This window comes from Uliginosibacterium sp. TH139 (assembly GCF_002855595.1).
GTDB lineage: Bacteria > Pseudomonadota > Gammaproteobacteria > Burkholderiales > Rhodocyclaceae > Uliginosibacterium > Uliginosibacterium aquaticum.
On sequence record NZ_PKRR01000003.1, the window covers coordinates 588,759 to 607,203 of the forward strand.

Below are 18,445 nucleotides of genomic sequence, written 5' to 3' on the forward strand. Positions count from 1 at the left end.
CTGAGTAAGGTCGGAAGCCTGTCGGCGATGCGCTAAGCTTCAGGTCCGCCCTCCGGGAACTTCAAAAGAGAAAACCATGAGCATTTCGATGTACGTCGCCAGCAGCCCGCGCCTGATTGCCCAATTGAAGGCGCTCGACGCCATCCTCGCCAAGGCCGCAGCCCATGCCGAAGCCAAGAAAATCGATCCGGCCGTACTGCTGGCCAGTCGCCTGTTCCCGGACATGTTCGCCTTCACGCGCCAGGTGCAGATCGCCTGTGACTTCGCCAAGGGCACGGTTGCCCGCCTGGCCGGCGTCGAAGTGCCGAGCTACGCGGACAACGAGCAGACGCTTGCTGAACTGCACGCGCGCATCGCCAAGACCATTGCCTTCATCGAAACCATCCCGGCTGCGCAGATCGATGGCTCGGAGACGCGTGACATCACCGTGAAGGCCGGCCCGCGCGAGCTGCAGTTCAAGGGTCTGGACTATCTGATCGGCTATGCCCTGCCGAACTTCTACTTCCACGTCACCACGGCCTACAACATCCTGCGCCACAACGGCGTGGAGATCGGCAAGCGCGACTACCTCGGCGCCTGAGCCACCGGCGGCTCCGTGCCGGGCGCATGGCAGGCACAGGCCTCGCCATGCGCGGCGGCCACCAGCTCGTGCAGGATGCCGCAGTCTGCCACCTGATGCGGCTGGGCGCAGCGCCCGCGCAACTCAATCAATTGCCGCTCCAGCGCCTGCATGCTGGCCAGGCGGGCGCGCACCCGCAACAACTGCGCGTCGACCAGCAGGTTGATATCGTCGCAATCGGCCTGTGGCCGCTCCAGGAAATCGAGCAGGCGGCGGATATCCGCGAGGCTCATATCCAGCGCACGGCAATGGCGGATGAAGGCCAGCTGCTCCAGATGCGCAGCCGCGTAAGCCCGGTAGCCATTGGCCTGGCGCGCCGGGGGCGGCAGCAGGCCGGTTTTCTCGTAGTAACGGATGGTTTCGACCTCGATCCCGGTGGCCCGGGCCAGCTCGCCGATGCGCCAGATAGTGTTCATGTTTCGCTCCTTGCAGGCGGTGATACTAAAGGCTTGACCCTGAAGTGACTACAGGGTGTTGAATCCAGTCATTCCTCAACCTCCCTGCAAGGAAATCCTCATGGCCTGCTGTTCCTGTGAAACCAGCTGCTCCACCAGCACCGCCCCGAGCCCGCGCTTTCGCCGTGCGCTGTGGATCGCACTGTGGGTGAATGCGCTGATGTTCGGCGTCGAGATCATTGGCGGTCTGAGCTCCGGCTCGGTGTCCCTGTGGGCCGATGCGGTCGACTTCGCGGGTGATGCGGCGAACTACGCACTGTCGCTGGCAGTGCTGTCACTGGGCCTCGTCTGGCGCGCCCGCGCAGCCTGGCTCAAGGGCGCGACAATGGCGGCCTTCGGCGTCTTCGTGCTGCTCCGCGCGGGCGGGTCCGCCTGGCAGGGCATTCCGCCAGAACCGCTGACCATGGGCGTAATCGGCCTCATCGCGCTGGCCGCCAACGCCGGCGTGGCTCTGCTGCTCTACGCCTTTCGCGAAGGGGATGCCAACATGCGTTCGGTGTGGCTGTGCAGCCGTAACGATGCCATCGGCAACATCGCCGTGATGCTCGCCGCGGCCGGCGTGTTCGGCACCGGCAGTGCCTGGCCGGATCTGGCCGTGGCCCTGGTGATGGCCGGGCTGGCGCTGTCCGGTGGATTCTCGGTACTGCGCCAGGCACGTCAGGAACTGGCCAGCGCCTGATCCCGACTTGACCCGCCCGGCATGTTCCTGCAAGGTGCGCCCCACATCTGAATGCAGGAGCTGACATGCTGTTGAGCAATCTGGAAATCGTGCCGGGCCGGCGCATCAAGGAACACTTGGGCATCGTCGAAGGCAGCACGGTGCGCAGCAAACATGCCGGGCGCGACATCATGGCCGGGCTGAAGAACATCGTTGGCGGCGAACTCAAGGCCTATACCGACCTGCTGGTCGAGGCGCGCCAGCAGGCCACCGACCGCATGGTGGCGCAGGCCGAGGAAATGGGCGCCAACGCGGTGCTCAACATCCGCTACACCACGACCTCCGTGACCACCGGCGCCGCCGAGATTCTCGCCTACGGCACCGCCGTCATCCTCGAGTAAGCCCACGTCATGGAACTGCTGATCAAGCTCGGGGTTTTCCTCGTGCTGGTGACCATCGGCTACTGGCGCGGCCGCCGCAACGAGCGCGCCCATCTGCGCAGCCTCGCCGCCGAGGAAGATGCGGTGGCCGATGTGCTGGTCTTCGCCACACGTTATCCGCCGCCCTCCGCCCAAGTGCTCGATCCGCTGCTGGTCACCGGCAGTGCAGTGATCGCGTCGGACTATTTCCGCTTCTTCGTGGCCGGCCTGCGCAAGATCGTCGGCGGCAACTACCGCGCCTACGAACAGCTGCTGGAACGCGGTCGTCGCCAGGCCATGGTCCGTCTGAAGCAGGCGGCCAAGGCGCGCGGGGCTAAGCACGTATTCAACGTGCGTATCACCACCAGCCGCATCTCCAACAGCCGGGGTGGCGAAGCCACCCAGGTGGAAGTGCTGGCGGTCGGCACCGCCTTCGTCCTCGCGACAGGCTCGGTCGCCGAGAGCCGCGCCCACTATCGGACAGGACCGGCGCTGGCGTCGCCGGAGAACTTCAGCCTGTTCAAACACCGCTTCACGCGTGCCTGGCTGCTCGCGCTGGTAGCAGCGGTGATCTATGCCTTTGTCGAACTCATCGGCGACGCACGCTTCACGCATCAGTGGCGCTATGCCCATGGTGCGCCGACGGCGCTGTTCTTCATGCTGGCCTGCATTGTTGGCCTCGCCCTGCTGCTGTGGGCCCGCCGCGCGAAGACACCGTGGTCCAGTGCCATCGTGCTATCCCTGCTGACGATTCCCGCCCTGCAGGCCACGCTCTATTTCGGCGTGCTGCGCCTCAACAGCCTGCTCAGCCACGGCCCGCAGCAGGTAGCGTACAAGGTCGCCAGCGAAGGCCTGCTGCAGCCGGTGACAGCAGACCTGCCGGAGCTTTACTTCTACGACTACGCCGATTACTGGGCGGCCCAGCCTGAAGGCAGCCCGGTACACCTCACCGTGCTGCGCGGCGCACTGGGCGTGCTGCAGTACGACCTGCGACCGCTCGGGCCGCAGTACGAGGCCTGGTACTCGGCACAGCACTGAAAAAACAAGCTCACGGTTCGGCTCGCCCCAAGGCCAGTGCTCCGCTCAGCGGCGTGAGCCGTGCCGCATCCTGCCCAGCGGCGCGCGCATGCTCCGCCCGCTCGGCCGGCAGCGGGTGGCTCTGCAGCCAAGCCGGTGCGCGCACGCCGCGCTCAGCCTGAAGGGCCGTAAAAGTTTCGAAGAGCTTCACGAGGCCCTGATTGCCACCGTGCAAGCGCTGGCTGGCGAGCTGCGCCGTGGCATCCGCCTCGCGCTCAGCCTCACGGCTATAGGCCAGCATCTGCAACTGCTGCACATCGCCGATCAGCCACTGATTGAGCGCTGGGCTGCGCACGCCGATCAGGCCCAGTACGCTGGCCGTCATCACCCCGCGACTGAGTTGGCGCACCATGTGACGATTCGCCACATGGCCGATTTCGTGAGCCAGCACGGCATCGAGTTCCTCCTCGTAGCGCAGCTTTTCGAGCAGGCCGCGAAACACGAACACATGTCCGCCCAGGGTAGCAAAAGCATTCACCGTATCCCCCGCCACGTAATGCAGCTGGATCGGCATCTGGGGCGGCAGCTGCAGGCTGGCTGTTATCCGCCCGGCATGTTGCTGCAGGGCTTGCTGGATCGCCGCATCCTGTGGCCCCGGGGCGCCGCCGCCCAGAGTGGGCGCCAGGCGATCCAGTTTGAGGCTCTCGGCGAGCTGCACTTCGGCCGCAAAGGGTAAGTGCGGCGCCAGCCACACGGCCAGCCGATCTGCCGCGAAGAGGCAGGCCACGAGGATCAGACTCACGCTCAGGAGCAGGCGCAGCAGCTCACCGTGCTCACCACGGGCGGCATCTTGAGGATCGGGTCGGCGGGTAGCGGCATTGCGATAGCGCATGGTGGTCCTAGCGAAACAGGGTGCTGGCATACTAGCGCGGAACGCCGGAGCATTCCGCTGCCGGCACCAGCGCTCCATCCCCTCCTCATGCATCCGCAGCCCAAGAATCCGCTCCACGGCCTCACGCTCGAATTCATCCTGACTCGCCTGGTCGAGCACTACGGTTGGGAAGAACTCGGCCGGCGCATTGAAGTGCGCTGCTTCATCCTCGATCCGAGCATCAAGTCCAGCCTGAAATTCCTGCGCCAGACCCCCTGGGCCCGCACTCAGGTCGAAAACCTGTATCTGGATACTTTCGCTTGAATCTGCCCGCCAGCATCCCTTTCTTCACCGCCCTGCGCTTCTGGCTCAAGCTCGGCTTCATCAGCTTTGGCGGGCCGGCCGGGCAAATTGCAATCATGCACAGCGAACTGGTGGAGAAGCGGCGCTGGATCTCGGAGAAGCGTTTCCTGCATGCGCTCAATTACTGCATGCTGCTACCGGGGCCGGAAGCCCAGCAGCTCGCCACCTATCTGGGCTGGCTGATGCACCGCAGCTGGGGTGGCATCGCGGCGGGGGCGCTGTTTGTGCTGCCTTCGCTGCTGATCCTGATCGCCCTGTCATGGCTCTACATGGCCTTCGGCCAGCAGCCGCTGGTAGCAGGGCTGTTTTACGGGATCAAACCGGCGGTGTGCGCCATCGTGCTGCAGGCGGCCTGGCGCATCGGCGGGCGCACCCTGCACAACCGCTGGCTGTGGGGCATTGCGGCGCTGGCTTTCATCGCGATATTTGTAGTGCATGTCCCCTTCCCGGCCATCGTGGTGGGCGCGGCAGCGCTGGGCTGGCTTGGCGGGCGCCTGCAGCCCGCAGCTTTCAGCACCGGTGGCGGTCATGCTGGCGCGGCAAAATCTTACGGCCCAGCCTTGATCGACGATGACACGCCCACACCGGAGCATGCGCGTTTCCGGTGGCCCCGCCTGATCCTGATCTGCGGCCTGGGCGCCGTGCTATGGCTGCTACCGATGGGCTTGCTGGTGGCTTTCGCTGGCTGGACACACTTCTTCAGCCAGACCGGCTGGTTCTTCACCAAGGCGGCGCTGCTGACTTTCGGCGGTGCCTACGCGGTGCTGCCCTATGTGTATCAGGGCGCGGTGCTGCACTACGGCTGGCTCAGCCCCAGCCAGATGATCGACGGGCTGGCGCTCGGCGAGACCACACCGGGTCCGCTGATCATGGTGGTGGCCTTCGTCGGCTTCGTCGGCGGCTGGAACGAGGGCACGCAGATGGCCTCAGGTGCCTTCCTGTCCGGCCCGGCCATCGTGTTCACGGCACTGGCCGGCGCGTGCCTGGCCACCTGGTTCACCTTCCTGCCGTCCTTCCTGTTCATCTTCGCCGGCGCTCCGCTGGTGGAATCGACCCGCGATGCTCTTCACTTCACCGCTCCGCTCACTGCGATCACCGCGGCCGTGGTGGGGGTCATCGTGAATCTGGCGCTGTTCTTCGCGTACCACGTGCTGTGGCCGCAGGGCTTTGGTGTGGGCTTCGAGTGGCCAGCTGCATTGATTGCGCTGGCGGCTGCAGTGGCCTTGCTGCGTTACAAAGCCAATGTCATGGGCGTGATCGGTCTTTGCGCCCTGGCCGGCCTGCTCGTGAAAGGCCTCCTCTGATGCGCCGGATGCTGGCTCTGATCCTGTGGCGCCTGCTCGCGGGTAGCACGCTGCTGCTGGGTTTCATCGGCATCTTCGTGCCGGGCCTGCCCACCGTGCCCTTCCTGCTGCTGGCGGCCTGGGCGGCCGGGCACGGCTGGCCGGCGCTCGAAGCCTGGCTGCTGAATCACCCACGCTGGGGCGCCAGCATCCGCGCCTGGCGTGAACACGGTGCAATGTCTCGCCGCGCAAAATGGGCCGCCTCGATCATGATGACGGCCAGCGCCGGGCTGATGTATTTCTCCGGCGCCCCGCGCCTGATCACCCTCGGCGTGGCACTGGTGATGCTGACGGTGGCCATCTGGCTGTGGCGGCGGCCGGAGCGCTGAAAACGATCTCCCGGCATGCGGTATGCTTGATCCAGACTGGAATATCACGGAGAAAAACACCATGCCCCATCGCCCGCCCTTCATTGCCCCGCTGCGCTTCACCGATGCCGATGCCGCGCTGGCCCAGGTTCAGCTGATCTACAACGCCAGCATCAACCACCTGCGCGAAGCCCTCCAGCAATACGTAGCCGGCACCGTGCCGGAAGCCGAAGAGGAACGCGCCCGCGCCTGCTATCCCTTCGTGCGCATCCACACCAGTACCGTGGCCAAGGCGCGTACCGCTGACAAGCGTCTGTCATACGGATTCGTCGCCGGCCCCGGGCACTACGAAACCACCCTGACCCGACCGGACCTCTTCGCCGGCTATTTCCTCGACCAATTCCGTTTGCTGCTGCAAAACCACGATGTGGAGCTGGAAGTAGGCATCAGCTCGCAACCGATTCCGGTGCATTTCTCCTTTGGCGACTATGACCACATCGAAGGCAGCATGAGTGCCGAACGGCGCATGCTGATGCGCGATCTCTTCGATCTGCCGGATCTCTCGGTGATGGACGACGGCATTGCCAACGGCACCCATGCCACTGCGCCCGGTGAAGCCCATCCGCTGGCCCTGTTCACCGCCCCGCGCGTGGATTACTCCTTGCAGCGCCTGCGCCACTACACCGGCACCTCGCCCGAACATTTCCAGAACTTCGTGCTGTTCACCAACTACCAGTTCTACATCGACGAATTCGTGCGCATGGGGCTGGAGGCGATGAATGACCCGGCCAGCCCCTACCTCGCTTTCGTGCAGCCAGGCAACGTCATCACGCGCCGCGTCGGCGAGCCGGCAGGCGAGCTGGATGCGCTCGGCAAACAGCCGCCGCGCCTGCCGCAGATGCCGGCCTACCACCTGGTGCGTGCCGATGGCAGCGGCATCACCATGGTCAACATCGGCGTTGGCCCGGCCAACGCCAAGACCATCACCGACCACGTCGCCGTGCTGCGCCCGCACGCCTGGCTCATGCTCGGCCACTGCGCCGGCCTGCGCACCACCCAGGCGCTGGGCGACTATGTGCTGGCTCATGCCTATGTGCGTGAGGACCATGTGCTCGACGAAGACCTGCCGATCTGGGTGCCGATTCCGGCGCTTGCCGAAATCCAGCTCGCCCTCGAATCCGCCGTGGCCGACGTCACCGGCCTGCAGGGCCCGGCGCTGAAGAGCATCCTGCGCACCGGCACGGTGGCCACCACCGACAACCGCAACTGGGAGCTGCTGCCGGACAACACCCCGCAGCGCCGCTTCTCGCAGAGCCGTGCGGTGGCGCTGGACATGGAGAGCGCCACGATTGCCGCCAACGGCTTCCGCTTCCGCGTGCCCTACGGCACCCTGCTTTGCGTGAGCGACAAGCCCCTGCATGGCGAGATCAAGCTGCCTGGGATGGCCAACAATTTCTACCGCGAGCGCGTCGACCAGCATCTGCGCATCGGTATCCGGGCGCTGGAGATCCTGCGCGAGCGCGGGCCGGATGCGCTGCACAGCCGCAAGCTGCGGAGCTTCGCCGAAGTCGCCTTCCAGTAAGACTGCCTGCCTGGCGGCTGGACTTGATCTGAGACCAGCCGCAAATACCCGCTCCTTGCTAGGCTGTCGGAAACTCCAGAGAGGATTCACCGATGGACATCCAGCAGGTCCTGCAGCAGCTCGACAGCCTTTTCCAGCGCGGCGCCTACGATCAGGTCGAAGCCTTCATGCTGGACCACATCGCGCGTGGCGAAGCCGAGGGCGACAAGGGCGCGGTGCTCTCGCTGCTCAATGAGCTGATGGGCTACTACCGCAGCACCAGCCGCTTCAAGGATTCGCTCGCTGCGGCCAGCAAGGCGCTGGGCCTGCTCGAAGAACTGGGCCTCAAGAACAGCGTGCACTACGCCACCACCCTGCTCAACGTCGCCACCGCCTGGCGGGCAGACGGCCAGTTCCAGCGCGCCATCGAGCTGTTTGAGGAAGTCGGGCGACAGTTCCTCGCGCTGGGCGTGCAGGACGCCTTTTTGGTTGCCACGCTCTACAACAACCTGGCGCTGGCCTGGCAGGAAGCCGGCGATCACGCCCGCGCGATCCAATTCCTCGAAGCCGCGCTGCCGATCAGCCGCAGCAATCCGGGCGCCGAACACGATGTGGCGGTGAGCCTCACCAATCTTGCGCAGTCGCGCGTGCGTCTGGGCCAGCTCGCCGAAGCGCGTGCTGCGCTGGAAGAGGCCGACCGGCTGTTCGCCGCCCTGCCGCGCCCCAGCGGCCATCACGCCGCAGCCATCGCGGCGCTGGGCGAGGTGTGCTTCAAGGAAGGGCGCACGGCTGAAGCCGCCGCGCTGTACGAACGCGCCCTGCGCGAGATCGAGGCGCGCTTCGGCAAGAACCAGCCCTATGCCGACATGCTGGAAAGCCTCGCGGTGGTTATCGAAGCCTCCGACCCGACCCGCAGCGCAAGCCTGCGGAAGGAGGCGCAGCAGGTCGCCGCCGCCCTGCGCCCGCAACTCAAGGGGCTGGAACTCGCGCGGCAGTATTACGAAGCGATGCGCGGCACCCTGCTGGCCGATTACGCGCCGATCGCCCACCGCATTGCCGTGGGTCTGGTCGGTCACGGCTCGGAGTGCTTCGGCTTCGACGACGAACAGTCCCGCGATCACGACTTCGGCCCCGGTTTCTGCCTCTGGCTCACGGATGAGGACTATGCCGCCTTGGGCAAACAGCTGCAGGCCGACTACGAGCGCCTGCCGCCTGAGTTCGCCGGCTTTCCGGCGCGCCGACCCGGCCGTCGCAGCGGCCAGCGCGTGGGCGTGTTCAGCATTTCCAGCTTCTACCGCGAATTTCTCGGTGCGGCCGAGCTGCCGCAGTCCGAAGCGGACTGGCTGCAGATTCCGGAGCCGCTGCTGGCCTGCGCCACCAATGGCGAAGTCTTCTCCGACCCCACCGGTGACTTCAGCCGCATCCGCGCGGCACTCGCCGCCCACTACCCGGATGGCATTGTTCGACGCAAGCTCGCCCAGGCCGTAGCGAAAATGGCACAGAGCGGGCAGTACAACCTGCCGCGCGCCATCAAGCGTGGCGAGCCGGCCGCTGCGCTTATGGCGCAGGCCGAGTTCATCCGCCAGGCCTGCGCCGCGATCCATGTGCTCAACCGGCGCTATACCCCGGCAGACAAGTGGCTGGTGCGTAGCGTGGGCAGCCTGCCCAAACTCGCGGCGCTGCACGGCCAACTCACAGAACTGGCGCAGACCCTGGCCGCCGAGGCCACGCCGCTGATCGAAGAAATCTGCGCCGCCGTGCTGCAGGAAATCATCGTGCAAGGCTTCAGTCAGCCAGGCGAGGCCTATCTCGAAGCACATGTCGACAGCATTCTCGCCAACCCGTAGGTGCGGCTTTAGCCGCACACCACGCGTGGCGGCGGACTGAAGTCCGCCCTACGCAAGCTTCGCAATAGGGCCAACGTCACTTCGTCATCCATGCGTGCGGCCTCAGCCTCACCTCGGGACACTCACAGGAAACCCCATGAGCCTCATCGACGACATCGTGCAACTCGAATGGCAGGCCTTCGACAAGGTGCAGAACGAAGGCGGCCGCGCCAACTGCCAGGATAATTTCGAGACCTTTGAAATCATGCGCAAGAGCCAGTTCCTCGCCTGGGATTCCGCCACGCTGGCCAGCTACTACGCCGATCTCAAGCGCGCCGCGCAAGTGGGCCGCAATCTGGTGCAGGAGAAATACGCCCGCATGATGGCCTACACCGCGCCGGCCGAATACGCCGCCTTCGCCCATCTGCTGCCGGCCCTGAGTACCTGGCAGCAGCGCACCATCGAGCGTGTGATCGAAGCCCAGCTTGAGTGGCGCGAAACCTTCGCGCGTGAGTGGCCGCGCATGTCTGATCAGGCCCGCCTGATCCGCAGCGAGGAGGATGGCCCGCAAGGGACTTCGTTCGAAACCTATCTGCGTGGCGAGCTCGGCACTTACTCGGAAGACACCCTGCGCGCCTACCTGCGCATGGTCGAGGAGTATCAGGAAGAAGGCCGCAACCTCACCACTGTCACCATGGAGCACACCGCTCGACTGTACGGCTACGCCAGCCTGGCTGCGGCGGAGCAGAAGCTGGGGTAACACACCCCGGTGGTAGGCTGAGCGGATCACAGAACACTCACAGAGGGAGAGCGGTATGCAAGCGCAATGGTTGTCCAGGCTCGGCAGTTTCTTTTTCCTGATCCTGATCCTGTTTTTCGCGTTCAGCGGCGTGTTTGGCACCATCGGCACCGGCAACGTGGGCATCCGCACCACGCTCGGCGTGATCTCGCCGGAGGAGATCCCGCCCGGTATCTACATGAAATGGCCCTTCATCTCCAAGGTGCAGGAATTCACTGCCAAGGAAATCGCCATCGACGTGCAGGACCTCACGCCCAAGGCGCGGGACAACCTCAGCCTGCGCGACATGGACATCACCATTTACTACCACGTCGCCCCCGGCGGCATCACCGAGCTGCAGGCCAAGTACGCCAACCAGTCCACCCGCGATGAGGAGAGCGGCGTGTGGTTCCCCGCCCACGGTCTGGTCTCGCGTCTGGTGCGCAACGCGGCCTATGAGGAAGTCTCCAGGGTCGATTCGCTGATCCTGCACACCAAGCGCGACGAAATCGCCGCAGCCATGCACAAGAATGTGCAGGCCCAGCTCGAAGCCAATGACCCGAAGGTGTTCTCCGTGTCACGCGTGGTGATCCGCTCGGTGATGACCGATCCTTCCATCGAAGAATCGATCCGCGCCGCCGTGGCCAACCAGAAGCGCCTCGAAGCCATGACGATCCAGACCGAAATCGCCAAGCGCGAAGCCCAAATCAAGATCACCGAAGCCGAAGGCATCGCCAAGGCCCAGGCCATCATTTCCGGCTCGCTCACCCGCGAATACCTGCAGCACGAAGTGAATCAGGCCCTGGCCAAATTCGCCGAGAAAGGCTCGGCCCATACCGTGGTAATCCCGGCCAACATGAGCAGCACGCCGCTGATCAACATCCCTTCACCAAAGTAAGCGCCCTGCAGCATGCAGCGATTCATCTCCGCCCTGGCCTGCAGCCTCGCCCTCCTGCCGGCGCAGGCAGCCTGCCCTGAAGAAGCGGCCCTTGCGCTGCGCTTCATGCAGGGCTATCTCGCCTACAACGATGCCGTGTTTCTGGGCAGCAGCAGCCAACCCGTCGAGGCCTGGCTCGATGCCAATCCACTCGTCTCGCCAGGCTTGCGCAAGGCCTACCGCGCCAAGCAGGCTGAGGGTCTGCAACAAGACCCAGAACTCGGCTGGGGTTTCGATCTGCTGCTTGATGCCCAGGATTACCCCGAGCAGGGCTTCGAGCTGCGGCGCTGCCCAGCGCCCGGCTATGTCGAACTGCAAGGCAGGGGCTGGCCGGAATTCAGCGTCACCGTGAAAACCGTGCGGCTCGGCAAAGCACTGCGCATCGACGGCGCCGGGGTGCTCAACATTCCGCCCGCCCGGCGCGCCAGGCCGCACTAAGTCCCCACGCCCTCATCCCACGGAACAATACTCATGACCCAACCCAAAACCCCCGATGCCAACCGCCTTGACCGCCTCGTGGCCGAAGCCCGCAAGAGTGCCGAGCAGCGTGAGCAGGGCTACCGCGAGCGGGCCCTGAAGCTCTACCCCTGGGTCTGCGGCCGCTGCACACGCAGCTTCACGCGCGACAATCTTCGCGAGCTGACTGTGCACCACCGCGACCACAACCATGACAACAACCCACCCGATGGCAGCAACTGGGAGCTGCTGTGTATCTACTGCCACGAGAACGAGCACTCACGCTACCTCGAAGCGGACTCGGGGCAAGGCGGCGGCGAGAACGGCCACAGCAGTGCGACGCACAATCCCTTTGCCGCACTCAAGGATCTGCTTAAAAAGTAAGGCCAGCCGCAGGTTTGCAATACCCGGCCGGGCCCAGCCCCACGCCAGATGAAAGGCTTGCCCACGCAACCCCGGCTGGGTAGTTGAATACTCAGCGCGCCCCGTCGGCTACAGCCCCCTGCTCCGGTTCAAAGGCCGTGAGCGCGAAGGTGTTGGCGGCAGGATCGAGGCAGACGCGATAGCGGGCAAAGAAATCGTAGCCGAGCAAGCCATGCAGCGTCGGAATCGGCAGTTCAAACACCCGCAAGGGCCCGAGCTTGAGTGCCTGCCCGGCCAGCGTCGCATCATCGATCGAAAGGATTTTGTCCGACAAGGTCGCGCCGGCTACATCAGGCTTGATGAGATTCTGATTCGCCCCGGTATCCAGGCCCAACAGGAGCGCCTGACCCGCATGATCAAACTGCACATAGGGCAGCGAGCCCAGGCGGCGTAGCGGCACTGACCCACCCGGACATTCGGCATGCACCGCCCCACGTGGGTAGAGCCTCGCCGCCTGCTTCGCGTAATCGAACACCAGGCTGTAACGCTGAAGATAGGCCCAGCCCAGGTAACCATCGATCCCCGGCGGGATATTCTTTTTTTTCCAGACCGTGGCCGGCACCACTTCAAGCACACCCGGCGCAAGCGCCAGTGAATGCTCACGCCCTTCGCCCGCCGCCCCGGCCTCCGCCCAGTCCGGCCGCAAAGCCAAAGCTGCCGCCCCGCCAAGATCAAGAATCAGGGATGCCTCCCGGCCATCTACCTGAACTTGAAGGATCGGGAGTTGTTGCCTCAATTCAAAGTGCAGCACCCGCTCCGGCTCCAGCGCATGCGCCTTGGCCACACACATCAACACGAGCCAGCCCCAAAAGTATGCTTTCACCCCTTCATCTCCATTCGCCAGACCTGCGCATCACTATACCTGCGCACAACATCAATCTCTCGCGCCGTCCACGCCCAAAGGAGGCTCTCTTGGCCACGAACCTCAAGAGCACTTAAGCGCACCGAAGCGATGACAAACATGTAGCCCGGTTTGATATTTCTCACACTTCCAGCCTGAAGCCAATTGACGCTGGCGGAGAGGCTAAGGAAGATGTGGTGAGCATGCTGAGTCAAGCTTGTAATACCAGACGGAGAGGCCGGCCTAGGATCCATAACAAATACCCGGACAGAACGATCACCCACTGCCCCCAGAAGCACTTGTTCCACTTGTAGTCATTTCGCACTTCATCAGACAAGATGAAGAAAACCTGTGAAAACAACGGCGCCATTGTTTTATTTGTCACTTTGACGCCAAGTAAGGCCTCAAATTTCTTATAAAACAGAAGTCTGAGAATCCGGGTCGTTTTGACAAATAAACCTTTATTTCCTCGTTTTGAGGACTACTTCACGTTAGATGAAAAGGTCTTTGCCATGAAAAAGATGGGAGAGTCTCAAATTATTCAATTTTTCACTGGCGTGCTTGCAGATGAAATAAGAAGCACCTTTGGCCATGAATGCCAGTATGTAATTGGAAATTTTTCTGGAAGCCAAGACAGAAAATTTGCTGATTTCTTCGCGGGCACAGACTCTGCAAACATCTTGATTGAGTTCAAGGAGTTCAAGAAAGAGTATCGTGACGAAATTGCGAAGCCACTAAGAGAGCGGCTTTGCAGAACGCTCACGGAAGACATCTCTAATCTATCTCGTTCGTGCCATTTCATTGGCTGGGGCGCAGTCGGATCTACTCTAAACGTTGAATTGAATCCCTACATTGATTTGGTTTGCCCTTTATGGGGATGTACTGAACATTTAGATTCTCCAGCAGACTATTTGCACCCCTCGTTCATTAATGCCTTTGTCAAAGGCACAGTAGGTGTGAGCTATACAGATTTTGTTCGTTACATTGAGCATCTAAACAAAACAGCCGGTGGCAGCGCATCTGGAGATGAAGCGCCATTTCGCTCAATCCTATTCAGTCGAAACAATAGCGGGCAGCTCGTAGCGAATCGGTTCGACAATCTCCGCGAGCTAAGAGCCTTGAGCAATCTAAAACCAACAAAAAAACCCGGGCACAGCTCTGGGCCTAGTATGAGCGGCCCCTGATGTCATCTAACCCTACAGTCGAGAGGGACAGCCACAAGCTGCGCTTGTGGTTCCCTGCGCTTCGCTCCGGCTGCCCCTCACCTCCACGTTAGGCCTACAAAATGAAGTACTTCACTTCGGAATGGTGGGGCAGTGGATGCGAAGGCGCTGACGGTGTCTTCGAGAAGTACCAGCAGTACATCGCGTCAGTAAAGCACCGCCTGCCAAAGGCAGCGGTCACCTTCGACGCGCACCACACCCTCCATGACTCGGAGGTCAAGGAGATAGTGTCTAACTTTACGAAGAAGGAAACGCGGCTGAGTTTTCTTGGGTGGAACACCGGTTTCAATACGAAAACGAAATACCACCTGACATTCACTGGCGTTTCGATCTTCGAACAACATCTGCCACCTGATGAATACGTGGGGTCCGAACTCGGCGACATCGGATACTGGGAGTGGGAAGCACTTTCTGAAGGCACTGAACTACGCATGATCTTCGCGTCCTCAGCTATGTTTCGGCTGGTTTTCAAAGATTTGGAGTTCGCACATGAGAGCGTGCAGGCCTAACAATTCCGTCGAGAGGGACCGCCCACAAGCTGCGCTTGTGGGTTCCCTTCGCGGCTTCGCCGCTACGGCGGCCCCTCACGTCAAACGTTAGGATTCAATGAGCGAGCCGTTCTCTTTTCCGCCTGATGCCCAATACCTCTCGGAAGTTTCGCTCCGTGACGAAACTCTTTCGGTTCGGTTTAAACCAGAGTCTGTGCTTGAACCAGAGGCGCGAGCCTTCGAGTTTCAAGCTCACTCCCTGTCAGCTGCCCAAGAAGCCCATCTACTACTCACGCAGCTGCGGGCAGACAACGAGTACATCTACGCATCTTGGTACCATGGCTCCGCAGTCTTATCTGCAGAAGACGGCACGGAAGTCTTGCTTAAGGCGGCCTCATTCTCCGGCGAGTTTGTTGAGTTGAATGCTGCGGAATTTAGAGAGGCTTTAAACTTAAGTAATCGGATTTATATAGATGCTCATGAGTATGGCCGCCGCACAACGGGCAAACTAAATCGAATAAAGGAGCTATTGCTTGAGCAGAGCCGTAGGCTGTCCGTCAAGGCTGGTTCGCATGAATTAGAATCAACAGCCGGGGTTCTTTATGCGCAAAACATTCAGTTCCTTTCGCGCCTGCTAAATGAAATTGAATCCTAACCATTCCGTCGAGAGGGACCGCCCACAAGCTACGCTTGTGGGTTCCCTTCGCGGCTTCGCCGCTACGGCGGCCCCTCACGTCAAACGTTAGGCCAAAACATGCCGCGCCTAGTTTTGTTCTTGCTGCTACTTTTCTTCGCAAGTTTCGCTGGAGCCGAATTTGCACCAGGCGTCGTCAATCATGTACCGACCAAAAAAGAGCGCACCAAAGGAAATAGCATTCGGACGGAAAGCCTATGCAAGAAAAATAATGGCGAATGGTCTGAGGGCAAGGGTTACGCAATCTGCGTGCTGCCATATCCAGATGCAGGGAAGGAATGCAAAAACTCAAAAGATTGCGTTGGCCACTGCATCGCCCCTATTACTGACAAGCCGGTAACTCGTGGCACGTGCCAAATAGATGACTCCACCAATGACTGTGGGCGTCCGCATCTTGAAAATGGGAAAGTTATATATTTCAACTGCGATTAACGATGCCCGTAGCTAAAATACTTTTATGATGCAAAATTCGCCTAACACTACAGTCGAGAGGGACAGCCAACAAGCTGCGCTTGTTGGTGTCCTCCGCGCTACGCGCTCCGGCTGCCCCTCACTTCCACGTTAGCCATCAAGCATGTCTCACTCCTGCAGAGTTGTGGCCTCTTTTTTTGTTTCTGCCGTTGTGGGCGCCTTTTTGTTCTACAACGCAATCGATATCGCGGTTTTCGTTGCTGAACGTACTTACACTCCCGCCTTTTCTCGTTCTTTACGCGAGATACTTGTTCATATTTTTCTAGCCGTTATTTTTAGTGTCCCTATTGCCGCACTTGCGCAGCGTAATTCTGCATTTTTTGGAGCACTGGCGGTCATCGTTGGGGATTTGCTCATGTTTTTTAATTGGTTCCTGGCATCGTCGCCGCGTGGTAATTTTGGAATGAGCTATTTCGTGGTTAGCGGGTTGTACGCTGTATTTTTCGCACTATGCAGCCACACGTGGTGGACCTATGCTTTTAAGCGCCATGTCGGTTCATCCGCTGGCTAACAATTCCGTCGAGAGGGACCGCCCACAAGCTGCGCTTGTGGGTTCCCTTCGCGGCTTCGCCGCTGCGGCGGCCCCTCACGTCAAACGTTAGAAATCAGATGAGTCCTATCCAATCTCTTGCTGTATGCGTTCGATTGTTTTCGATCTGGCTTCTTTGGTACGGCCTTACCCACGTCTCTAGCACGTACTTCACGGCTAGCGGCGCGGATCACGAAACCTTACTAGCTCCGTTCATTGTCGGGGCAATCTTGGTTGCTGCAATCTGTGTATTGCTTTGGCTGTTTCCCACCTTCTTAGCGAAGAAAATTCTGCCCAAGCAATCCGACGAAGAAAATACAAAGCCAGTGTTCGAAGATTGGTTTTCCGTTGGCTGTAGCTTGCTTGGCGTATGGGCACTCTCAAAAGCCATCCCCGCACTAGGCAGCTATCTGATCATCAACTACCTGGGGCAAAAAATGTATCCTGATAGTTTCAGCGTAAGCCCGGACTGGCATCTTCACGTCGCCTTTAATGTGCTTCAGTTGCTCTTTGGCGCATGGCTGTTTCTTGGCGCCAGAGGCTTAAAGAAAATTCTTGTTTGGGTGCGCGAGACATGATTTCTAACTTTGCAGTCGAGAGGGACAGCCAACAAGCTGCGCTTGTTGGTTCCCTCCGCGCTACGCGCTCCGGCTGCCCCTCACTTCCACGTTAGAGCGATTCAGATGAGTGCAATGCGAACGCTTGTCAGATTAAGCAAATCATGTGGTTTCGGGCTGCTTGCATCGTCGCTTGTCACATACGTATTCGGTGAAGTGTGGTGGCGTATCTATGTCTGGAAAACAGGCGTCGGTAGTGCATCCGAGCTAGCGGAAGATTACGGCGGAGCGTTCTTTCAGCTTATTGCGATGCTTTTTGTTTTCATTGTCGTTTTTGCGCTGTCGTCCATTTTTATGTGGCACAAAGCCAAACCCCAGCTTAATTTTGCCGAAGGTGATGCTAAAACATCGCTCTAACCATTCCGTCGAGAGGGACCGCCCACAAGCTGCGCTTGTGGGTTCCCTTCGCGGCTTCGCCGCTACGGCGGCCCCTCACGTCAAACGTTAGGCACACCACATTTCACAAGCGAGGAGAGTTTGAATGGGAGCATGGTCGCACGAGCCCTTTGGCAACGATGATGCAAACGATTGGGCCTATGAGCTGGAAGATGTCCGAGATTTGTCGTTTGTGGAGCGGGCTATTGATGAAGCTCTGAATGCTGAAGAGTATTTGGAAGCCCCCGAGGGTTCAAACGCTGTAGCAGCTGTTGAAGTCTTGGCAAAACTTCTTGGCAAAGGCACGCAGTTGGATTCCTATACCGAGAAAGTTTATGAATGGGTGAAGTCTGTGAGTATTACGCCAAGCCCTGAATTGATTGATAAAGCAAAGCGCGTACTTGTCCGTGTTGCTGGTGAAAACTCCGAATTGCAAGAGTTGTGGGGCGAAGCAGGGCCTGATGAGTGGGCTGCGTCCATAAAGGCTCTGCAGGTGGCGATCAGTGCCTAACCATTCCGTCGAGAGGGACCGCCCACAAGCTGCGCTTGTGGGTTCCCTTCGCGGCTTCGCCGCTACGGCGGCCCCTCACGTCAAACGTTAGCAATCCGAGCCATGAATTCCGCGTTGGTTATTTTCGCACCTTTAGTTGGCCTGTTAGGGGTTGGATTCGGCGCTTGGCTCCAAGCGCACTTAACCAGGAAGAACAACACGAACAGCAAACTGGCTGAGCTTCAAAACAACTCCTACTCGGACTTCTTAAACTCAGCCTCTGCAATAGCTGTTGCTCAAAGAGCGGGCAATCGGGCTCGCGTTGATGCTGAATTGGCCATTTTGGCTGACGCAAAAGCAAGAATATGCGTGTACGGGCATGCTGCAGTGATTCAGGAATTGGCGAAATTCATCAGGGCCGGCGGTACACTCCAAACGGAGTCAGAAATTTTGTCATTTACGCGGCTATGTATTTGCATACGTAAATCTGTTGGCATGGGAAATGAGTTGGTAGCACTGCCCGACATCTCGCAGTTGCTCTTTAGTGTTGAGGTTTCCAATGTGCCCACACCGATCAAAACAGATTGCTAACCATTCCGTCGAGAGGGACCGCCCACAAGCTGCGCTTGTGGGTTCCCTTCGCGGCTTCGCCGCTACGGCGGCCCCTCACGTCAAACGTTAGG

25 protein-coding genes are annotated in these 18,445 nt (G+C 60.6%); 22 read left to right on the top strand and 3 right to left on the bottom strand.

What is annotated here, in order from left to right; genetic code table 11:
* The first annotated feature begins 76 nt into the window (after positions 1 to 76).
* Complete coding sequence (locus C0V76_RS09770; protein ID WP_101942197.1) at positions 77 to 580, top strand: DUF1993 family protein; 504 nt, start codon at positions 77 to 79, stop codon at positions 578 to 580.
* Here the strand turns inward: C0V76_RS09770 and cadR are convergent.
* Positions 565 to 1,035, bottom strand: a complete 471-nt coding sequence (cadR, locus tag C0V76_RS09775) for a Cd(II)/Pb(II)-responsive transcriptional regulator (RefSeq protein ID WP_101942198.1) — start codon at positions 1,033 to 1,035, stop codon at positions 565 to 567. The genes C0V76_RS09770 and cadR overlap by 16 nt on opposite strands.
* 100 nt (positions 1,036 to 1,135) lie before the next feature.
* Here cadR and C0V76_RS09780 point away from each other — a divergent pair, with 100 nt between their 5' ends.
* The 3 genes from C0V76_RS09780 to C0V76_RS09790 all read left to right on the top strand — a co-directional run bounded on the left by C0V76_RS09780 (position 1,136) and on the right by C0V76_RS09790 (position 3,189).
* Positions 1,136 to 1,753, top strand: a complete 618-nt coding sequence (locus C0V76_RS09780; protein ID WP_101942199.1) for a cation transporter — start codon at positions 1,136 to 1,138, stop codon at positions 1,751 to 1,753.
* Between the two features lie 65 nt (positions 1,754 to 1,818).
* Positions 1,819 to 2,133: a YbjQ family protein gene (locus tag C0V76_RS09785; RefSeq protein ID WP_101942200.1), complete on the top strand. Its 315-nt coding sequence runs from the start codon at positions 1,819 to 1,821 to the stop codon at positions 2,131 to 2,133.
* A gap of 9 nt (positions 2,134 to 2,142) precedes the next feature.
* Positions 2,143 to 3,189 (top strand): YbjQ family protein, encoded by a 1,047-nt coding sequence (locus tag C0V76_RS09790; protein ID WP_101942201.1) that lies wholly within the window; start codon positions 2,143 to 2,145, stop codon positions 3,187 to 3,189.
* Between the two features lie 10 nt (positions 3,190 to 3,199).
* On the opposite strand, the gene C0V76_RS09795 is transcribed toward C0V76_RS09790, so the two are convergent.
* Positions 3,200 to 4,060 carry a M48 family metallopeptidase gene (locus tag C0V76_RS09795; protein ID WP_158239200.1) on the bottom strand — a complete coding sequence of 287 codons (861 nt, stop codon included), beginning with the start codon at positions 4,058 to 4,060 and terminating at the stop codon, positions 3,200 to 3,202.
* Between the two features lie 87 nt (positions 4,061 to 4,147).
* Between C0V76_RS09795 and C0V76_RS09800 the strand changes: the two genes are divergently transcribed.
* From C0V76_RS09800 to C0V76_RS09840, 9 genes are all read left to right on the top strand, one after another.
* On the top strand, positions 4,148 to 4,363 hold the full coding sequence (locus tag C0V76_RS09800; protein ID WP_101942203.1) for a VF530 family DNA-binding protein: 216 nt from the start codon (positions 4,148 to 4,150) through the stop codon (positions 4,361 to 4,363).
* Positions 4,360 to 5,706: a chromate efflux transporter gene (gene chrA, locus C0V76_RS09805; RefSeq protein ID WP_101942204.1), complete on the top strand. Its 1,347-nt coding sequence runs from the start codon at positions 4,360 to 4,362 to the stop codon at positions 5,704 to 5,706. The genes C0V76_RS09800 and chrA overlap by 4 nt, the downstream gene beginning before the upstream one ends.
* An 8-nt stretch (positions 5,707 to 5,714) precedes the next feature.
* The gene (locus tag C0V76_RS09810) at positions 5,715 to 6,074 is read left to right on the top strand and encodes a YbaN family protein (RefSeq protein WP_173893984.1); all 360 of its coding nucleotides are present in this window, start codon (positions 5,715 to 5,717) and stop codon (positions 6,072 to 6,074) included.
* A 61-nt stretch (positions 6,075 to 6,135) separates the two neighbouring features.
* Positions 6,136 to 7,635 carry an AMP nucleosidase gene (locus C0V76_RS09815; protein WP_101942251.1) on the top strand — a complete coding sequence of 500 codons (1,500 nt, stop codon included), beginning with the start codon at positions 6,136 to 6,138 and terminating at the stop codon, positions 7,633 to 7,635.
* Positions 7,636 to 7,727: 92 nt separating this feature from the next.
* Positions 7,728 to 9,461, top strand: a complete 1,734-nt coding sequence (locus tag C0V76_RS09820) for a DUF4037 domain-containing protein (protein ID WP_101942205.1) — start codon at positions 7,728 to 7,730, stop codon at positions 9,459 to 9,461.
* A gap of 136 nt (positions 9,462 to 9,597) precedes the next feature.
* Positions 9,598 to 10,200: a DUF4125 family protein gene (locus C0V76_RS09825; protein ID WP_101942206.1), complete on the top strand. Its 603-nt coding sequence runs from the start codon at positions 9,598 to 9,600 to the stop codon at positions 10,198 to 10,200.
* Positions 10,201 to 10,255: 55 nt separating this feature from the next.
* A complete protein-coding gene (locus tag C0V76_RS09830; protein ID WP_101942207.1) occupies positions 10,256 to 11,116 on the top strand; it encodes an SPFH domain-containing protein in 861 nt (286 codons plus the stop codon).
* Positions 11,117 to 11,128: 12 nt separating this feature from the next.
* A complete protein-coding gene (locus tag C0V76_RS09835; protein ID WP_101942208.1) occupies positions 11,129 to 11,593 on the top strand; it encodes a hypothetical protein in 465 nt (154 codons plus the stop codon).
* Between the two features lie 33 nt (positions 11,594 to 11,626).
* Positions 11,627 to 11,995 (top strand): YajD family HNH nuclease, encoded by a 369-nt coding sequence (locus tag C0V76_RS09840; RefSeq protein ID WP_101942209.1) that lies wholly within the window; start codon positions 11,627 to 11,629, stop codon positions 11,993 to 11,995.
* A 91-nt stretch (positions 11,996 to 12,086) separates the two neighbouring features.
* Here the strand turns inward: C0V76_RS09840 and C0V76_RS09845 are convergent, their stop codons facing one another.
* The gene (locus C0V76_RS09845) at positions 12,087 to 12,857 is read right to left on the bottom strand and encodes a hypothetical protein (RefSeq protein WP_101942210.1); all 771 of its coding nucleotides are present in this window, start codon (positions 12,855 to 12,857) and stop codon (positions 12,087 to 12,089) included.
* A 530-nt stretch (positions 12,858 to 13,387) separates the two neighbouring features.
* Here C0V76_RS09845 and C0V76_RS19605 point away from each other — a divergent pair.
* From C0V76_RS19605 to C0V76_RS09875, 9 genes are all read left to right on the top strand, one after another.
* Positions 13,388 to 14,059, top strand: coding sequence for a hypothetical protein (locus C0V76_RS19605; protein ID WP_143707392.1), 672 nt, complete (start codon positions 13,388 to 13,390; stop codon positions 14,057 to 14,059).
* Between the two features lie 101 nt (positions 14,060 to 14,160).
* On the top strand, positions 14,161 to 14,607 hold the full coding sequence (locus tag C0V76_RS09850) for a DUF4085 family protein (protein ID WP_101942211.1): 447 nt from the start codon (positions 14,161 to 14,163) through the stop codon (positions 14,605 to 14,607).
* Between the two features lie 97 nt (positions 14,608 to 14,704).
* Positions 14,705 to 15,241 (top strand): hypothetical protein, encoded by a 537-nt coding sequence (locus C0V76_RS09855; RefSeq protein ID WP_101942212.1) that lies wholly within the window; start codon positions 14,705 to 14,707, stop codon positions 15,239 to 15,241.
* Between the two features lie 99 nt (positions 15,242 to 15,340).
* A complete protein-coding gene (locus tag C0V76_RS19895; RefSeq protein ID WP_158239201.1) occupies positions 15,341 to 15,712 on the top strand; it encodes a hypothetical protein in 372 nt (123 codons plus the stop codon).
* A gap of 142 nt (positions 15,713 to 15,854) precedes the next feature.
* Entirely contained in the window at positions 15,855 to 16,262 is a 408-nt protein-coding gene (locus C0V76_RS19610; RefSeq protein WP_143707393.1) for a hypothetical protein, read from the top strand.
* A gap of 98 nt (positions 16,263 to 16,360) precedes the next feature.
* Positions 16,361 to 16,858: a hypothetical protein gene (locus tag C0V76_RS09860; protein ID WP_143707394.1), complete on the top strand. Its 498-nt coding sequence runs from the start codon at positions 16,361 to 16,363 to the stop codon at positions 16,856 to 16,858.
* A 114-nt stretch (positions 16,859 to 16,972) separates the two neighbouring features.
* On the top strand, positions 16,973 to 17,254 hold the full coding sequence (locus C0V76_RS09865; protein ID WP_101942214.1) for a hypothetical protein: 282 nt from the start codon (positions 16,973 to 16,975) through the stop codon (positions 17,252 to 17,254).
* 124 nt (positions 17,255 to 17,378) lie between these two features.
* Entirely contained in the window at positions 17,379 to 17,783 is a 405-nt protein-coding gene (locus C0V76_RS09870) for a DUF4259 domain-containing protein (protein ID WP_101942215.1), read from the top strand.
* Between the two features lie 102 nt (positions 17,784 to 17,885).
* Positions 17,886 to 18,353 carry a hypothetical protein gene (locus C0V76_RS09875; RefSeq protein ID WP_101942216.1) on the top strand — a complete coding sequence of 156 codons (468 nt, stop codon included), beginning with the start codon at positions 17,886 to 17,888 and terminating at the stop codon, positions 18,351 to 18,353.
* Positions 18,354 to 18,445 lie beyond the last annotated feature (92 nt).

Coding starts and splice junctions, on each gene's coding strand:
- C0V76_RS09780 (WP_101942199.1), top strand. CDS start 1,136: ATGGCCTGCTGTTCCTGTGAAACCAGCTGCTCCACCAGCACCGCCCCG.
- C0V76_RS09840 (WP_101942209.1), top strand. CDS start 11,627: ATGACCCAACCCAAAACCCCCGATGCCAACCGCCTTGACCGCCTCGTG.
- C0V76_RS09785 (WP_101942200.1), top strand. CDS start 1,819: ATGCTGTTGAGCAATCTGGAAATCGTGCCGGGCCGGCGCATCAAGGAA.
- C0V76_RS09860 (WP_143707394.1), top strand. CDS start 16,361: ATGAGTCCTATCCAATCTCTTGCTGTATGCGTTCGATTGTTTTCGATC.
- C0V76_RS09850 (WP_101942211.1), top strand. CDS start 14,161: ATGAAGTACTTCACTTCGGAATGGTGGGGCAGTGGATGCGAAGGCGCT.
- C0V76_RS09855 (WP_101942212.1), top strand. CDS start 14,705: ATGAGCGAGCCGTTCTCTTTTCCGCCTGATGCCCAATACCTCTCGGAA.
- C0V76_RS09810 (WP_173893984.1), top strand. CDS start 5,715: ATGCTGGCTCTGATCCTGTGGCGCCTGCTCGCGGGTAGCACGCTGCTG.
- C0V76_RS09795 (WP_158239200.1), bottom strand. CDS start 4,060: ATGCGCTATCGCAATGCCGCTACCCGCCGACCCGATCCTCAAGATGCC.
- C0V76_RS19610 (WP_143707393.1), top strand. CDS start 15,855: ATGTCTCACTCCTGCAGAGTTGTGGCCTCTTTTTTTGTTTCTGCCGTT.
- C0V76_RS09770 (WP_101942197.1), top strand. CDS start 77: ATGAGCATTTCGATGTACGTCGCCAGCAGCCCGCGCCTGATTGCCCAA.
- C0V76_RS19605 (WP_143707392.1), top strand. CDS start 13,388: ATGAAAAAGATGGGAGAGTCTCAAATTATTCAATTTTTCACTGGCGTG.
- C0V76_RS09820 (WP_101942205.1), top strand. CDS start 7,728: ATGGACATCCAGCAGGTCCTGCAGCAGCTCGACAGCCTTTTCCAGCGC.
- C0V76_RS19895 (WP_158239201.1), top strand. CDS start 15,341: ATGCCGCGCCTAGTTTTGTTCTTGCTGCTACTTTTCTTCGCAAGTTTC.
- C0V76_RS09870 (WP_101942215.1), top strand. CDS start 17,379: ATGGGAGCATGGTCGCACGAGCCCTTTGGCAACGATGATGCAAACGAT.
- C0V76_RS09790 (WP_101942201.1), top strand. CDS start 2,143: ATGGAACTGCTGATCAAGCTCGGGGTTTTCCTCGTGCTGGTGACCATC.
- C0V76_RS09865 (WP_101942214.1), top strand. CDS start 16,973: ATGCGAACGCTTGTCAGATTAAGCAAATCATGTGGTTTCGGGCTGCTT.
- C0V76_RS09825 (WP_101942206.1), top strand. CDS start 9,598: ATGAGCCTCATCGACGACATCGTGCAACTCGAATGGCAGGCCTTCGAC.
- cadR (WP_101942198.1), bottom strand. CDS start 1,035: ATGAACACTATCTGGCGCATCGGCGAGCTGGCCCGGGCCACCGGGATC.
- C0V76_RS09800 (WP_101942203.1), top strand. CDS start 4,148: ATGCATCCGCAGCCCAAGAATCCGCTCCACGGCCTCACGCTCGAATTC.
- C0V76_RS09830 (WP_101942207.1), top strand. CDS start 10,256: ATGCAAGCGCAATGGTTGTCCAGGCTCGGCAGTTTCTTTTTCCTGATC.
- C0V76_RS09875 (WP_101942216.1), top strand. CDS start 17,886: ATGAATTCCGCGTTGGTTATTTTCGCACCTTTAGTTGGCCTGTTAGGG.
- C0V76_RS09835 (WP_101942208.1), top strand. CDS start 11,129: ATGCAGCGATTCATCTCCGCCCTGGCCTGCAGCCTCGCCCTCCTGCCG.
- C0V76_RS09815 (WP_101942251.1), top strand. CDS start 6,136: ATGCCCCATCGCCCGCCCTTCATTGCCCCGCTGCGCTTCACCGATGCC.